General features: G+C 38.3%; 22 protein-coding genes. 9 read left to right on the forward strand and 13 right to left on the reverse strand.

Translation table 11 applies throughout. The features are described 5' to 3' along the window. Positions 1-45: 45 nt before the first annotated feature. From KCTC52924_RS13820 to KCTC52924_RS13860, 9 genes are all read left to right on the forward strand, one after another. A complete protein-coding gene (locus tag KCTC52924_RS13820; protein WP_251806654.1) occupies positions 46-549 on the forward strand; it encodes a cytochrome c in 504 nt (167 codons plus the stop codon). A 16-nt stretch (positions 550-565) separates the two neighbouring features. After that, a complete protein-coding gene (locus KCTC52924_RS13825; protein WP_251806655.1) occupies positions 566-1147 on the forward strand; it encodes a fasciclin domain-containing protein in 582 nt (193 codons plus the stop codon). 34 nt (positions 1148-1181) lie between these two features. Further along, the gene (gene nosZ / locus KCTC52924_RS13830; RefSeq protein WP_251806656.1) at positions 1182-3143 is read left to right on the forward strand and encodes a Sec-dependent nitrous-oxide reductase; all 1962 of its coding nucleotides are present in this window, start codon (positions 1182-1184) and stop codon (positions 3141-3143) included. Between the two features lie 129 nt (positions 3144-3272). Continuing rightward, positions 3273-3917, forward strand: a complete 645-nt coding sequence (locus tag KCTC52924_RS13835; protein ID WP_251806657.1) for a hypothetical protein — start codon at positions 3273-3275, stop codon at positions 3915-3917. 16 nt (positions 3918-3933) lie between these two features. After that, entirely contained in the window at positions 3934-4365 is a 432-nt protein-coding gene (locus KCTC52924_RS13840) for a nitrous oxide reductase accessory protein NosL (RefSeq protein WP_251806658.1), read from the forward strand. Positions 4366-4574: 209 nt separating this feature from the next. Continuing rightward, positions 4575-5813 carry a nitrous oxide reductase family maturation protein NosD gene (locus tag KCTC52924_RS13845; RefSeq protein WP_251806659.1) on the forward strand — a complete coding sequence of 413 codons (1239 nt, stop codon included), beginning with the start codon at positions 4575-4577 and terminating at the stop codon, positions 5811-5813. Further along, positions 5810-6520 (forward strand): ABC transporter ATP-binding protein, encoded by a 711-nt coding sequence (locus KCTC52924_RS13850; RefSeq protein ID WP_251806660.1) that lies wholly within the window; start codon positions 5810-5812, stop codon positions 6518-6520. The genes KCTC52924_RS13845 and KCTC52924_RS13850 overlap by 4 nt, the downstream gene beginning before the upstream one ends. Further along, positions 6513-7295 (forward strand): ABC transporter permease, encoded by a 783-nt coding sequence (locus KCTC52924_RS13855; RefSeq protein WP_251806661.1) that lies wholly within the window; start codon positions 6513-6515, stop codon positions 7293-7295. Before KCTC52924_RS13850 ends, KCTC52924_RS13855 begins: the two co-directional genes overlap by 8 nt. Positions 7296-7379: 84 nt before the next feature. After that, entirely contained in the window at positions 7380-8600 is a 1221-nt protein-coding gene (locus KCTC52924_RS13860) for a hypothetical protein (RefSeq protein WP_251806662.1), read from the forward strand. A gap of 63 nt (positions 8601-8663) precedes the next feature. Here KCTC52924_RS13860 and KCTC52924_RS13865 read toward each other — a convergent pair whose 3' ends face one another. The 13 genes from KCTC52924_RS13865 to KCTC52924_RS13925 form a co-directional block, all read right to left on the reverse strand. After that, positions 8664-9059: a group III truncated hemoglobin gene (locus tag KCTC52924_RS13865; RefSeq protein WP_251806663.1), complete on the reverse strand. Its 396-nt coding sequence runs from the start codon at positions 9057-9059 to the stop codon at positions 8664-8666. 185 nt (positions 9060-9244) lie between these two features. Then, entirely contained in the window at positions 9245-9568 is a 324-nt protein-coding gene (locus KCTC52924_RS13870) for a 2Fe-2S iron-sulfur cluster-binding protein (protein ID WP_251806664.1), read from the reverse strand. A gap of 57 nt (positions 9569-9625) precedes the next feature. Further along, complete coding sequence (locus tag KCTC52924_RS13875) at positions 9626-9910, reverse strand: hypothetical protein (RefSeq protein WP_251806665.1); 285 nt, start codon at positions 9908-9910, stop codon at positions 9626-9628. A 20-nt stretch (positions 9911-9930) separates the two neighbouring features. Continuing rightward, the gene (locus KCTC52924_RS13880; protein WP_251806666.1) at positions 9931-10395 is read right to left on the reverse strand and encodes a hemerythrin domain-containing protein; all 465 of its coding nucleotides are present in this window, start codon (positions 10393-10395) and stop codon (positions 9931-9933) included. 77 nt (positions 10396-10472) lie between these two features. Beyond that, a complete protein-coding gene (locus KCTC52924_RS13885; RefSeq protein WP_251806667.1) occupies positions 10473-10826 on the reverse strand; it encodes a DUF488 domain-containing protein in 354 nt (117 codons plus the stop codon). A 372-nt stretch (positions 10827-11198) separates the two neighbouring features. Continuing rightward, complete coding sequence (ric, locus tag KCTC52924_RS13890; RefSeq protein WP_251806668.1) at positions 11199-11924, reverse strand: iron-sulfur cluster repair di-iron protein; 726 nt, start codon at positions 11922-11924, stop codon at positions 11199-11201. Between the two features lie 18 nt (positions 11925-11942). Next, positions 11943-12239 (reverse strand): cupin domain-containing protein, encoded by a 297-nt coding sequence (locus KCTC52924_RS13895; RefSeq protein WP_251806669.1) that lies wholly within the window; start codon positions 12237-12239, stop codon positions 11943-11945. Continuing rightward, a complete protein-coding gene (locus KCTC52924_RS13900; RefSeq protein WP_251806670.1) occupies positions 12223-13155 on the reverse strand; it encodes a tryptophan 2,3-dioxygenase family protein in 933 nt (310 codons plus the stop codon). The genes KCTC52924_RS13895 and KCTC52924_RS13900 overlap by 17 nt, the downstream gene beginning before the upstream one ends. A gap of 3 nt (positions 13156-13158) precedes the next feature. Then, positions 13159-13596 (reverse strand): hypothetical protein, encoded by a 438-nt coding sequence (locus tag KCTC52924_RS13905; RefSeq protein ID WP_251806671.1) that lies wholly within the window; start codon positions 13594-13596, stop codon positions 13159-13161. Beyond that, a complete protein-coding gene (locus KCTC52924_RS13910) occupies positions 13593-13982 on the reverse strand; it encodes a group III truncated hemoglobin (protein WP_251806672.1) in 390 nt (129 codons plus the stop codon). Before KCTC52924_RS13910 ends, KCTC52924_RS13905 begins: the two co-directional genes overlap by 4 nt. After that, a complete protein-coding gene (locus KCTC52924_RS13915) occupies positions 13982-14404 on the reverse strand; it encodes a cytochrome C (RefSeq protein WP_251806673.1) in 423 nt (140 codons plus the stop codon). Before KCTC52924_RS13915 ends, KCTC52924_RS13910 begins: the two co-directional genes overlap by 1 nt. Beyond that, positions 14391-14675, reverse strand: coding sequence for a hypothetical protein (locus KCTC52924_RS13920; RefSeq protein ID WP_251806674.1), 285 nt, complete (start codon positions 14673-14675; stop codon positions 14391-14393). The genes KCTC52924_RS13915 and KCTC52924_RS13920 overlap by 14 nt, the downstream gene beginning before the upstream one ends. Next, positions 14672-14899 carry a hexameric tyrosine-coordinated heme protein gene (locus tag KCTC52924_RS13925; protein ID WP_251806675.1) on the reverse strand — a complete coding sequence of 76 codons (228 nt, stop codon included), beginning with the start codon at positions 14897-14899 and terminating at the stop codon, positions 14672-14674. The genes KCTC52924_RS13920 and KCTC52924_RS13925 overlap by 4 nt, the downstream gene beginning before the upstream one ends. Positions 14900-14917 lie beyond the last annotated feature (18 nt).

Consider the following 14917-nt stretch of genomic DNA (forward strand, 5'->3'; position numbering starts at 1 on the left):
TACTAATAGAAAAAGATTGACCATAACTATTAAAACAGAAAACAGATGAAAATAATTTTTAAGAGTGCTGCAATCCTTTTTTCAGCTTTGATCATGAGCTGTGGGGGAAAGGAAGAAAAGAAAAAGGAGGGCTTTAGTGTTGATAGGGCTAAGACCAAAACTGAAAAGCCTGCTACTCCAGCGGCTTCTGAAGTGAAGGCATCCGAAACAGTTGATCTCACTAATAAGGGAATTGGTCCAATTACCTCAATTACTTTGGGTGCAGACATAGACCAGGACATGGCTAAAACAGGAAAAGAAGTATATGATCAAATGTGTTTGGCCTGTCATAGGGTAGGTAAGAAATTTATAGGCCCGGCCCCGGATGGTGTAATGGAAAGACGTACGCCGGAATGGGTAATGAATATGATACTGAATCCTGAAGGGATGGTAAAAGAAGATCCTTTGGCGAAAGCGCTATTTATGGAGTTTAACGGATCTCCTATGGCCAATCAAGGACTTACAGAAGAACAGGCCAGGGCAGTCGTGGAATACTTTAGAACCTTATAATATAAAACACCCTTATATGAAGCCAATCATTAACTTAAAATCATGTCTCGCATCATTTTTTATACTGGGTCTAGTATTCAGTTGTAAAAATGAGGGCAAAACCGCAACGACGGATACCTCCAATTCTACGGAAACTGGAATTAATGCAAATCAGGGCCAGGCCTTCATAGAGGATGATGGTTCTACGCCTAATGTGCTAAATATTGCTATAGGCTCGCCAGATCATACCACTTTGGTAGCGGCCGTGCAGGCAGCAAGTTTGGAAAATGTGTTGGTAAATGCGGGACCTCTTATGGTTTTTGCGCCTACCAATGAGGCATTTGACGCCTTGCCCGAAGGTACAGTGGAAGATCTATTGAAACCGGAAAACAAGGAGGCCTTGGCTAATATTTTAAAGTTCCATGTAACCCCCGGCAATTACAGCAAGGATTTTATAAAGAAATTTAAAAAATTGGGACAGGCAAACAACCAGAGTGTTCCCGTTGAGGTAAAAGGGGAGGATGTCTATGTTGGCGGTGCAAAAATAATTGCCAGTATCCCTGGCGGCAATGGAATTGTACATGTGGTGGATAAGGTAATGTTGCCTCCTACAGAATAATACTAAATAAAGAATAAACAATTAAATAGTTGAAATGAGAAAATATAAAAATTTGTTTTTAGGATTGCTGGGTGTTTTCGCGCTGATGACCAGCTGTAACAACCAAGGAAAATCCAGTTCCGGAGGAGCCTTGGGATCAAATGCCGCAGATCGGGTATACGTTGGTCCGGGAGAGTATGACGAGTTCTATGCCTTCTTTTCTGGAGGATATACTGGTAACCTTACCGTTTACGGATTGCCTTCTGGAAGGATGTTTAAGGAAATCCCTGTTTTTTCGCAGTTTCCCACAAATGGTTATGGCTATTCCGAAGAAACCAAACCCATGTTGAACACCTCTTTTGGATTTGTGCCTTGGGACGATTCCCATCACCCTGATATTTCCCAGACCAATGGGGAATTAGACGGGAGATGGATTTTCATCAATGGGAACAATACCCCAAGGATTGCTAGAATCGACCTTACAACTTTTGAGACTGCAGAAATTATTGAAGTGCCAAACAGTGCTGGGAACCACAGTTCTTCGTTTATTACAGAAAATACGGAATATGTGGTAGCGGGTACAAGATTCGCCGTTCCTGTTCCACAGCGAGATATGCCTATAAAGGATTATAAAGGGAATTTTAAAGGTGCCTTGTCCTTTATTAGTGTAGCCCCTGAAACGGGTCGTATGGACATCAAATTTCAATTAATGATGCCTGGGTTCAATTATGACCTGTCGCATCCAGGAAGAGGGAAATCCCATGGTTGGTTTTTCTTCACTACCTATAACACCGAGGAGGCCAGTACCTTATTGGAAGTAAACGCTTCCCAAAACGATAAGGATTTTATCGCTGCCGTAAACTGGAAGAAAATAGAAGAATATGTAAACAATGGAGGGGGAACCATGATGCCCGCCGAGTATGCCCATAATGTTTATGACGATGATACTCATATGGCTACCTCCACAATGAAGAAAGAGGTGCTGACTGTAGACCCTACCAAAGTTCCTGGAGCGGTTTATTTCTTGCCTACCCCAAAATCCCCACACGGTTGTGATGTTGATCCTTCAGGAGAGTATATTGTAGGTAACGGTAAATTATCTGCAGATTTAACAGTACACTCCTTTACCAAAATGTTGGCCGCCATTGAGAACGAAAAATTTGATGGAGAAGCTTATGGTATTCCCATTTTAAAGTTCGAGGATGTTCTTGCAGGAGTAGTTTCACAACCTGGACTTGGACCATTACATACAGAATTTGATGGAAAGGGCAATGCCTACACCACTTTCTTTATATCTTCTGAAGTGGTAAAATGGAAACTAGGGACTTGGGAAGTTTTGGATAGACAGCCTTCATATTACTCCGTAGGACATGGAATGATTCCTGGAGGTAATTCCCAAAAACCATTTGGTAAATATTTTGTTTCAATGAATAAGATTACCAAGGATAGGTATCTACCAGTAGGTCCAGAAATGGAGCACTCCGCACAGTTATACGATATTTCAGGAGATAAAATGGAGTTGCTTTTGGACTTCCCAACGCATGGGGAACCACATTACGCAGCAGCTATTCCTGCCGAGATCCTAATGCCAAAAGTTAAGAAGATCTTTAAATTATCGGAAAATAAACATCCCTATGCGGCCATAACTCCTAACGACACCAAACTGGTAAGGGACGGAAAAGTTGTGCATGTGTATATGTCTACTATTCGTAGCCACTTTACCCCGGATAATATAGAGGGTATTAAAGTAGGGGATAAGGTATATTTCCATGTGACCAATCAAGAACAAGATTTTGATGTACCTCACGGCTTTGCTATGATCGGTGCAACAAATGCGGAATTATTAATTGCTCCAGGCCAGACCAAAACCCTATTATGGGAACCGAAAAAAGTAGGTGTCTGGCCATTCTATTGTACGGATTTCTGTTCTGCACTTCACCAAGAAATGCAGGGGTATGTTAGGGTTTCGCCAGCAAATTCCGATTTGGAACTAAGTTGGTCCCTAGGTGAAGATTGATTTTACTTATTTTTAGTTTTTTAGGAAAGCGGGCGATGTTTAAGAACTGCCCGCTTTTTTAACAAATAGCACTATGCAACATCCTACCAAAACACTTTTCAATTCGTAATTGTATTAACAAGAAAAGACATGAAAAAAGCAAGTATATTAATGATTATTGGCTCACTGTTATTACTGGGACTCTTTGTTTTTCCATTATGGAATATTATGCTGGGGGCTCCGCAATATCCGGAACCGTTGGGAATGAATATTCATATAGATGGAATTAGGGGGGTTGAGGAATTTGACATTCAAAATATAGATGGCTTAAATCACTATATTGGGATGAAAACCTTACCTAAAGCAGAAGAGATGTGGGAATTTAGTGCTTTTCCATTGGTAATTGGAGGAATGGTGTTTCTTGGGGTATTGATAGGGCTTCTTGGATTTTTAAACAAGGTAACCTATAAATGGTTTATTGGTTGGTTTGTGTTGATGTCCATTCTGGGACTTTTGGGGATGTACGATTTTAATGCTTGGATGACCGATTATGGTACCGATCTAAATCCCCGTGCCATTATGAAACTTACCCATCCAGATGGTACACCTATGACCTATAAACCGCCATTATTGGGAAATGCGAAAATCCTGAATTTTAATGTTATTTCAATACCTGGTTTAGGAGGTTATCTTCTATTTTTAGGAATGCTGCTTACTGTTGTGGCTTCCTATTTAGGATGGAAAAGCAGTAAACCCAAATTAAACAGCGAATCCAATGAAACGACAGCCACATAATTTTAAGATATATAGAATGAAAAAGTATTTTATCCCTACTATTTTATTGTTAATACTGACTTCTTGTAGTATTAAACCGCAACCTATAGATTACGGGTCGGATGCGTGCTACTATTGTAGCATGACTATTGTTGATAGGCAACACGCTGCCCAAATAGTGACCGAAAAGGGCAAAGCGTTTAAGTTTGATGCCACGGAATGTATGATGAACCATTTAAATGATATCAATAGTAACGAAATAGCCCTTTTCTTAGTAAATGACTATTCCAACCCGGGAGTATTGATAAATGCTACCAAGGCTTTTTATTTGATCAGTGAGGGAATACCAAGTCCCATGGGAGAATACTTAACGGCTTTCGGAGCAAAGGAAGGAGTAGAGGAAGCCATGTTGATCCATGAGGGAGATCAACTAAACTGGGAGCAGCTTAAATTGAGATTTGAGTATTAAGGAATATTTCATAAAAGTACTAGTCGACCATAATTTGGTGCTCTGCCTGGTACGTACTATTTGTTGAACAAAATATTGAGAATTGAATAAATGATGTACAACATAAATAAACAAATAAAAGATCAAAAATACAAGCAATTGCAAGGGCAGAAAGCGATTATTCACCTGGTTTCTGTGGAAGAAAATTATAAATTCTTGAATGTTAGATAATGGAGCGTAAACATGTTGTATTGTATGTGATTTTGCTCTTGCTTGGAACTAAAATGTGGGCCTCTACTATTACGGTCTGCAAAACCTGTCCCATAAAGACCATTAAGGAGGGAATAGCCCGGGCGGCGGATTTTGACACTATTTTAATCAAAAAAGGAACGTATCATGAATTCAATATTCGGATTACCAAACCCTTGACCTTAATAGGGGAGGACTATCCTATTATTGATGGGCAGGAGCAAGGTGAGATTATTCAGATAGCAGCCAATAACGTTACAATTGAAGGGGTATTTATTAAAAATGTGGGCACAAGCTACACTTCAGACTATGCAGCTATCCGCGTTATAAGAAGCGAAGATTTTCTGATACAGAATGTAAAATTGGAAAAGTTGTTTTTTGGCATCTATCTGGAAAAATCAAAAAATGGGAAGGTGCTTAACAATAAAATTGTCGGAGATGCGAAAGATGAATACAATTCAGGAAATGGCATTCAACTATGGCATTCGCAAAACATCATAGTAGCCAATAATTCTGTACAGCGGGTTAGAGATGGCATTTATTTGGAATTTTCGGACGATATACTAATCGAGAATAACTATAGCGCCAATAATCTGCGTTACGGTTTACATTTTATGTTTTCCAATGATGATATCTACAAAGGGAATACTTTTGAGAATAATGGGGCAGGGGTAGCGGTGATGTTTTCCAAAAGAATAAAAATGCTGGGGAATACCTTTAGAAAAAACTGGGGTACAGCTTCTTTTGGAATGTTATTAAAAGAGATCAACGATGCTGAAATTTATGGAAACACCTTTGAGGAGAATACTGTAGGGATTAGTATAGAGGGTTCTAACCGAATAGATTACAAAAACAACGATTTTATAAGAAACGGATGGGCCATAAAAGTGCGTGGTGCCTGTTATGCCAATACCATTACCAATAATAATTTTCTTTACAATTCATTTGATCTGGCCTACAACAGTAATTTGAATGATAATATTTTTGAAGGGAATTATTGGAGTAGTTATACTGGCTATGATCTAAATCGGGACGGTATAGGGGATGTGCCCTTCAGACCCGTAAAATTATTCTCATATATTGTAAATAGGACGCCAGAAACTATTATTCTCTTGCGAAGTCTGTTTATGGATATAATAGATTTTTCAGAAAAAGTATCTCCGGTCTTTACTCCGGACAATTTAGTTGATGCAAAACCATTAATGAAAAAAAATAAATGATACAGGTAGAAAACCTACATAAAAAATTCGGAACAAATCCGGTACTGACCGGACTGGATCTTAACATCCATGGGGGCGATATATTTGCTGTCCTAGGTCCCAATGGCTCTGGGAAAACAACCTTGATTAAAACTATACTGGGAATGGTAATTCCAGACAAGGGGACCATCTCCGTTATGGATACTGCCATTAAAAATAAATGGAAATACCGACAGCAAATTAACTATTTGCCCCAGATTGCCAATTTTCCGGGTAACCTTAGAGTCAAGGAATTGATTGAAATGATTAAGGATATACGGCAAATTCCCAGTGAGGAGGAAAAACTTATCACCCGATTTGGTTTGGAGCCTTTTTTGGACAAGAAACTGAGTAATCTGTCCGGGGGAACCAAACAAAAAGTAAATATTGTACTGACCTTTATGTTCGATTGTCCTCTAATTATATTGGATGAGCCTACTACCGGATTGGATCCAGTGGCACTGATCAGATTAAAAGAGTTGATATTTGAGGAAAAGGCCAAAGGAAAGACTTTTTTAATTACCTCCCATATTATGCAGTTTGTTGAGGAAGTAACCGATGAGGTGGTCTATCTTCTCGAGGGTAAAATATATTTTAAAGGTAGTATAAGTGCCCTGAAGACGAAAACGGGACAATCTAATTTTGAACATGCCATTGCGGCAATATCTACACAGAACGATCATGATTAAAATATTAAAATATAGTTTTTACGATCTTATGCGCAGTCGCTGGAGCTACGTATATTTCTTGTTTTATCTGCTGTTGGGCTTTGTACTGTTGTTTTTAAACAGCGAGCTGTCTAAGGCTGTAATTACACTGATGAACGTCATTATTGTTTTGGTACCTTTAATCGGGACAATTTTTGGAGTGATGTACTATTATAACTCCAAGGAATTTACCGAACTACTATTGGCTCAACCCATAAAACGCTCCTCCATATTTTTCGGGCAATATCTAGGTGTTGCCGGTTCCCTTACCATGAGTTTGGTGTTGGGGCTTGGGATTCCCTTTGTTTTATACGGGTTATTTGAAAGTAATGCCATTTGGGATTTTTCATTATTGCTTATTACTGGGGCATTTTTAACAATGATATTTACGGCACTTGCTTTTAATATTGCTCTTTCCAATGAAAATAAAATTAAGGGATTTGGATATGCTGTATTGGTCTGGTTGTTTCTAGCAGTAATCTATGACGGTCTGTTTCTAATGTCTTTGATTATCTTTGAACAATACCCATTAGATAGCTTTTCTTTGATCGCTACTATGTTCAATCCTATAGATCTTTCTAGGACCCTTATTCTATTAAAATTGGATATCTCGGCACTATTAGGGTATACAGGAGCAATATTTAAACAGTTTTTCGGAACTAATTTAGGTCTAATAATGTCTGTGGTTATGCTTGCGCTATGGACGATCATACCAGTTTGGCGATTGGGATATAAATCTAGGAGAAAGGATTTTTAAGGTTATCTTCCCCGCTGGTATTAGTCGGGATTGCTTTAATATCTTTAAATTTAATGAGTACCTTAATCCCTTAGCCCCTAATTATTGATTTCAATTAAATCTCATATCAACGTATCCCTGGGCTATTTTTTAATGGCAGCCCTACTAGGTGTTCTCTTGCGGACCTTCGTGGTTTCTCCAATGCCGATACCGATCAATTATCGATTTATAGTTCATACCCATTCACATATTGCCTTGTTAGGATGGGTATATATAGCACTTACAAGCCTGTTGTACCATCTGTTTTTAAGTAAACAGGGTTTACATAGGAAGTATGGTAGAATATTTTGGTTTACCCAACTCTGTTTGGTGGGGATGTTGTTATCTTTTCCATTCCAAGGTTACGCCCTATTTTCCATAGTTTTCTCCACTTTATTTTTAGTGGCATCCTATTGGTTTACCGGGTTTTTTATAAAAAATGTACCCAAACTGTTGAAGGGAACCAACGCCTACCGTTGCCTTAAAGTGGCTTTATGGTTTATGGTAGGTTCTAGCGTTGGACCATGGGCTATGGGTCCTATTATGACCCTTTTGGGACCAGAATCTATTTGGTATCGATTGGCGATATATTTTTACTTGCATTTTCAATATAACGGCTGGATGGTTTTTGCACTTATCGGCCTATTAATCTATTTCTTGGAACAACATCGAATCATGATGTCACCAATAACCTTTAAGGTATTTTTTTGGAGTTCGGGGGTTGGCATTATACTTAGTTCATTTCTCTCTGCCCTATGGACGGGACCAGGCCTTGCATTCTTTCTTTTGGGTGGAATGGGAGCTATCTTGCAGTTGGTTGGACTATTGATATTGATCAGGTTTTGTTATGTAAACCGCAGTTTGTTAAAATCCGAATTAACTACACTTCAATATGGTGTTTTGGTAGTGGTAAGTGTACTTTTATTATCTAAAATGCTGTTACAATTGCTTAGTTCCTTGCCCTATTTCGCGAATTTGGCCGCTACTATTATGGATTTCACCATAGGTTATTTACATTGGACCTTTTTGGGAGTGATTAGTGTTGGGGTATTCTTTTTTTTAGAATATTATAAATTAATTAAACTCACTAAATTATCCAATCTTATGTACTTGTTGGGATTTGTGTTTACAGAAGTACTTATTTTTTACAAAGGAATGGCAGCTTGGCAAAGATGGCCATTGGTTGATGGATATTTAATGTATTTGGCTTATGGAAGCGTCTTAATTCCTATAGCCATTTTATTAATCCTGTGGAGGTCTAATACTAGGGTAAAGGGAATTGTGTAGAAGCATCCCATCGTAAGATATTTTAATATATTGTATTGGATTTATACGGAGTTAGAGATGTTATTACACCTTACTTCTGTGCTGAAATATATGTAAAAATAGCATGGTCGATATTTTCCGGGCCTTGTTTTTGGCTATCCATGCCACCTCACCTTCAAAAAGCTCATCAATAGTGGCAAACCATTCGTTTAACCAAAGTCCAAAATGTTCCTGTGTAATAGTATGGCCCATTTTGTCATCTACTTCTTGATGGGCCACAATTGGGTTGCCCATATATTTTCGTTGGAGCAGGAGGTGGCTCTCCCAAAAATCGGTCAACAATTCCAGATGACTATCCCAATCTGTTATAATGCCGTTGAAAATAGGTCCTAGGACTTCATGCTTCCTTATTTTGGCATAAAAACTCAACACTAGTAGGTTAACATCCTTTCTCTCTTTAATTTCGGATTTTGTCGTCATGTACTTAAATAATTAATATTTATCATTGCAAAGATACTGGGTAAAGGTGGGGTTATAAAATAGTAATGGCGATCAAATCTATTATCTTTAAATGGCAATTTGGTAACTGCTGGAGCGTGAAAATTTTACCCGTCCGTTTGTCTGCCCTTATTTAACAGCCTAATAAGTAGAGCATGGTAGCATTATTAATCGTATTGATTCTCGGAGACAATCTTAAAAACCACATTGTTTAATCGTGCGTTTAAAGGGATTTGGCATGCCAGACGGCTCTCCTTTGTCGCTCCATTAATCTTGGACAGCGTATGTCTTTCCTCATCCTCCATTTTTTCATTGATTACCCCCTCCAAAATTTGGATATGACAGGTTCCGCACCATGCCCGCCCCTTACAATCGCCCCATTCCTCCAAATATTTATCAAATAGTAGTTCCATAAGACTATGGTATTCGTGAGTTTTAAAATCTGCGGTACATTTGTCCCCAAATTCATCAAAATAGGTTAAGGTGTACATATAGGGATATAAAGTTGATTTGTTAGCATAGGTTTTTAAATGGACTATAAACAGGCTTTAAATGAGGTTTGCGGCAATGGTGATAACACTAAACACCACACTCATTATTAATAGGTTGAAAGTTATTTTTGCCTTTAAATGTGCCAACACAGCTGCGTTATAGGCCATACATAGGATGGTGACCATCAAAACTAGGAAAAACCTTAATGCAATGGGCATTTCGTTTTTTAGAGCCAACATCACAGCAACAGAACCAATACAGCTTTGACCAATAATTGCTATGGTGGAATATCCTGTCTGTCCCTTTTTAAATTCCCTAAGTAATTCATTGTAAATTTTCATGAGATTCATATTTTAGTTTTCTATTCCCAAAACAAATCCTTGGTATTATCCACGAACTTGGTTTCGGGATGTAATTCTGATATGGTATTCATTTGTTCTTCCGTTGCAACTTTTTGAATTTCGTTAAAAAGGATCCTTTCCTCAAACCTAATATGGTTTTCTAGCTCTTCCTCTATTAGACTTATAATTTTCTTAAGCTCTGTGGAAGTATTAAATAGTCGCTCTAACCTTCTGTGTTGTGCAATGGCCTTTTTCACCAACTCATGGTCATTGCCCAATATTGGAAAAATATATTTCTCTTCTACTTCAAAATGGGGCACCAAATGTGTGGCATAAAACCAGTCCATATAGGTTTTCATCCGTTCCATGGATATTCCTTTTGAAAAACCTGTCCGTATTTTCCACGATAACAATAATCCTTGGTGATGCTCCCTGCTTATAGGCTGCATTGCCTTGTGTCTTTTAATTGGTTTTTTTTGTTCCATTTATGGTATCTTTTTATACTAGATCAACTTCCGTTTTTTATGCTCCACTATTTGGGCTTTCCAAAGTGGGGATTCCTTTAGTGGCATTCCTCTAAAACTTTCTGTAGTACTATTGCCTGATTATGCGTCGTATCCTTTGCACCATAAAGTAGGCTAAGGGTTTTCTCCTTTGCTTTTTCGCGAAGCTCTTTCAGTTCTTTCTCCTTTTCCTTCAATTCTATTCGGTATTTCTTCTCAAATTCTTCAAATTTCTCTGGATCGTGATCAAACCATTTTCTCAGTTTGTTGGAGGGTGCAATATCCTTTATCCAATCATCTAGCATGGCCCTTTCCTTGCTTATTCCCCTTGGCCAGATCCGATCAACCAAGATCCTATACCCATCGCTCTGCGCTGGGTCGTCATAGATTCGTTTTATCTGCGTTTTATTCATCTGAATCTGTTATTATTCCGAAGCTGTTTTTACTCACTAGTTGAGATTTGAATGCTCTAACGCTTGCCTACCCGTTCCGTTCAGGCGGGCGTCGAAGTGTTATCGAAAGTTTCTGTACGATGTCTAATTGTCTTGTATTGAGGTGTTTGACTATGAAAAATCATCTTCCGTTAGGGTGCATTTTAATTGGAAACCCGAATTATCCTTTGGCTATGTGGCCATCATTAGAAACCAATAGCGCAATCATAGGGAACATTTTGGCCTACTGTATGGGCACGGTCTTAAAACTTATTCGTGGAATACACTGTTTCTTAACCGCGCCATATAACAGTCAGATTACTATTACTTTATAGTTGTATATTAAGACTTAATTTAATCATTTAATTCCTTTTCTAGGGCCTCCGATTTTGGAAAAAGAATATTATTTTCCAAATGGATATGTCTGTGTAAATCCTCCTCGAACTCCTGAAGCAAAGAAAAAGTTACCCTATAGGTATTACATGCATCAGCCGGAGGGGTATAATTATCACTTAATTCGTCTATCAATCTAAAGCGATCTCCTTCGTTCTCGTGCTCTTGCATCATCATCTGAATTGGATTTTGAATGGTACCAAAATGAGGTTTCTCCAAGAGAGTCCCTGTTTGTTTGGCTTTTATCATTTTGCGAACAGCCGGGAAGAGAATTAACTCTTCTTTTTTCATATGCATGGCCAATTCCCCAGCACATTTATTAAAATGTTGAGTTATTTCCAATAGCTCTGGGTGTCGTTCCCCATGAACTCGACATAGTTTGGCCAAGTATTGATTTAAAATCGGGATTTGTGCCTCAACATACCTATGGTGTGTTTTTTCTATATAATCGGCAAGCAGATCTAGGGGCCAAGTCTTAAAATCAATAGTATCATCGTTTTTTTGATCCTGTACCGATTCAATTTCCTTTAAAAGTAGGTTTGCATCTATTTTGTTTTTTTCGGCGACTTCTACAATGCTCCTATTTCCCTTACAGCAAAAATCTATTTTATGATTTTTAAAAACTTGTGCGGTACGATAATTTTCGGCTACAATTTCACCAATGTTTTTCGTCATTAAATTTTCCATATTATTAATTATTAATTATTAAATATTAAAATGTATAGTAGAATCTTTTGCCATTATGGCAACGGCCTTAAAATTTTCTAATATTTTAAGACTGTGTTCCATGTTTGCTGGAATCAATAAGGTGGATCCTTTTTCTAAAAAGTATTCCTTCCCTTCTGCATTGAGAAAAGCTTCCCCTTCCTGTACTACGATTACCGCCTCTTTAGTGCTGTGGTGTAGTGGCATTTCTGTACCAGCCAAAGCATTTATTTGTAATATTTTTAGAGAATCACCTACTTCTAAATGTGTCAATTCAGGTCTATTTGATATTACCATGATCTAAAATTTTATGGTTTGTTCCCCAGTGTTCAATTTCATCCTTGGACCACAACGAAGGGAAAAATTTTCGTTGCTGATATTTTGGATGTAAATATTTCTTCCATTCGGATCCGCCCGTTGCTTCTTTGTTTTCACCCTTACTATTTAAATAATGTTCAGCGGTGTTCAAATGAATCAACGGCCATTCTACATTATAAAGCTTGTCAAAGCTGCGGAGCTTATGCCTAAGGGCATCCGGTATATAGGGGAGTCGTTCTAACTTATCTTCCAAGGTATTGCCCAACAAGCCGTTGGCCGTAGCTATAAATTTCTTTAAGTATTTATCTTCGAACAACTGTAGTGTCAATGATTTTTTACCGGTTTTTGGGTTGGTACCCGCATCTTTCCAATAAATTTTATCAAAACACTCCCGCAAATCTGGGTTATTTGAAAGTTGATTTTTATAGTTATTGCTGATTAAATTCACCAAGGAGGTACAATGGAGTTCAATCATTCGAAATTGAGCACATTGAAAACCGCTTGCAGGCGTAAGGGTAGATCGGAAGGTGTTGTAATCATCATAATTCATCCCAGTCCTCATTATATCGAAAGAGCTGATCAACATGGAGGTATATTTTATTAGTCGCTCTAATTTCACCATCAAAAAATCAGTAGTAATCTCCTTTTCGGCCACAACCTGTTCTAGTTCATGGAGCATCATTTTTAAAAATAGCTCCGTGACTTGGTGGTACATGATAAAAATGGATTCGTCCTTGAAATTAGTCCTAGGCTTTTGGAGGGAAAGTAAGGTGTCTACCTCTATATAATCCCAATAAGTAATGGGTTTGGCATGTAAAAGCCCTTTTAAGTAGGTCTCAGGATTTTCTCCTAGCGCAACGTATTTTTCGGAAATTTTATCAATGGTATTGTCCATGGTTTACTTTTTATGATAATTAAGTCCATATATAAAAAGGGCAGCGACTTTTACGACTTCCATTCCCACAAAATAAATGTGGGCGTGTGAGATTGGTACTATTTTATTTTCAATAACGGCATCGGCCCTTATGTCTAAAATTGGCAATAGAACAAGGGTCTGGATTACTAAGATAGATATGGGAATAAGTAGGTATAGATTGCTCCATCTAATAATTTTTCCGGCTGTTCTATAAATTTGGATCATTATGATCAAAGCCAATGCCCATTCTACTTTATTTAATGCGTGAAATACCAATTTCCCTATTTTTAATCCCAAGGGCAGGGAGAGTTCGGCAACTTGGAATTTTAGCCACGCCTCCATAAAGCTTATGGCCCCTACAAAACCTATCCATATAAAAACGGAGGCGGGTATTATGGGGTATTTTGTTGCTATTTTCATATCAGTGTCTTTCTGTTGTTGGTGTTGAAGGATTTAATTTTTAAATGGAACATTTCTGCCATTTTATTTGCCCTCCATTGGGCTTCCTCTGCCTTTTCTCCTTCAAAATTCTCGTTCAGGGTTTGATCGAATAAAAATACCCATCGCTCAAAATGATCCTTTTCAACGGCTAGGTTAACATGGGGCATAAATGGATTTCCGTAGTAGGAACTTGTACCCAGTAATACCGTACCCCAAAACGTGCACATTTTTTTTAAATGCCCTTCCCAATTATCTTTGATTACTTCGTTAAAAAGAGGTGCCAACATACTGTCTTTCCTTACTTTGTAATAAAAGGCATCTACCAAGAGTTGAATGTCACCTATATGTTGTATTGAATGTTTCATTAGAAAAACGACTTATATAGTTCTGGGTTCCAGTACATAATTATATAGAACATGGCAAAGCCTACGAATGATATAATCAGGGCCCACACCCAAGCTGGGATGGCTTTTGGGGTCTCAGATCCCCGTATTACGAACGAATCCTTGGTTTCACTCCCATAGGCGTTAATGGTAATTGGAATTTGGGTGTCCACTACCTCATTATTTTTAAGTCCCACCACAGAAATAGAGGGACCGTTGCGGACTTCAAACGGAATGGTCCTAATTCCTTCCACATTATTGGATGACCTTGCTACAATCTTTAGAATATGTTTGCCATCGGGTATCTTGGTCGTGTCCAACACAAACTTTACCGGTGGCGCAAACTCTGCAAAAGGTTGCTGCTCCTCATCTAGATATACCTTTATAATTCTATTGTCCTCCATCTGCTTTAAAATTTTTGTCCCAAACAATATTCTTGATATGGTCTGGACCGTTCTCTTTGGGCCGTACTAGAAATTTTATACTGAAGAACAAGGTTATAGCAACCAATATAAGGGCAGACCATGTTATGATATAATCTACGTAGCCAGTTGGTCCTCGGCCATGTGTAATGTCTTCCAAGCCTTTTGGCTGATTCTCTTTACAGAGGTCACAGGCCATCATCATTGGTTGGTAGGCGAAGAACAGTAGCAATATGATTAAATACTTTTTCATTTTCTCCAATAATCGTTTGCTGCGGCAATCGTTTGGAACTCCAAGGCGATTATCTGTGCCGAGGCTATTAACTGCTGGGTGTCGGTCGCATAGTCCGAACGTAGCTTTTTCCGCGTTTCTGGGTCGGTTTGGATCTCGGCAATGGATTTTCTTGCCAAGGTAATTGCCAATTGCCTGCCCTGAAAAGGGGTTTCTGTAATTAAACTGGTTAAATAGTTCTCCATTCCTTCCATTTTAAATTA

It is taken from the genome of Arenibacter antarcticus, assembly GCF_041320605.1.
Taxonomy (GTDB): domain Bacteria; phylum Bacteroidota; class Bacteroidia; order Flavobacteriales; family Flavobacteriaceae; genus Arenibacter; species Arenibacter antarcticus.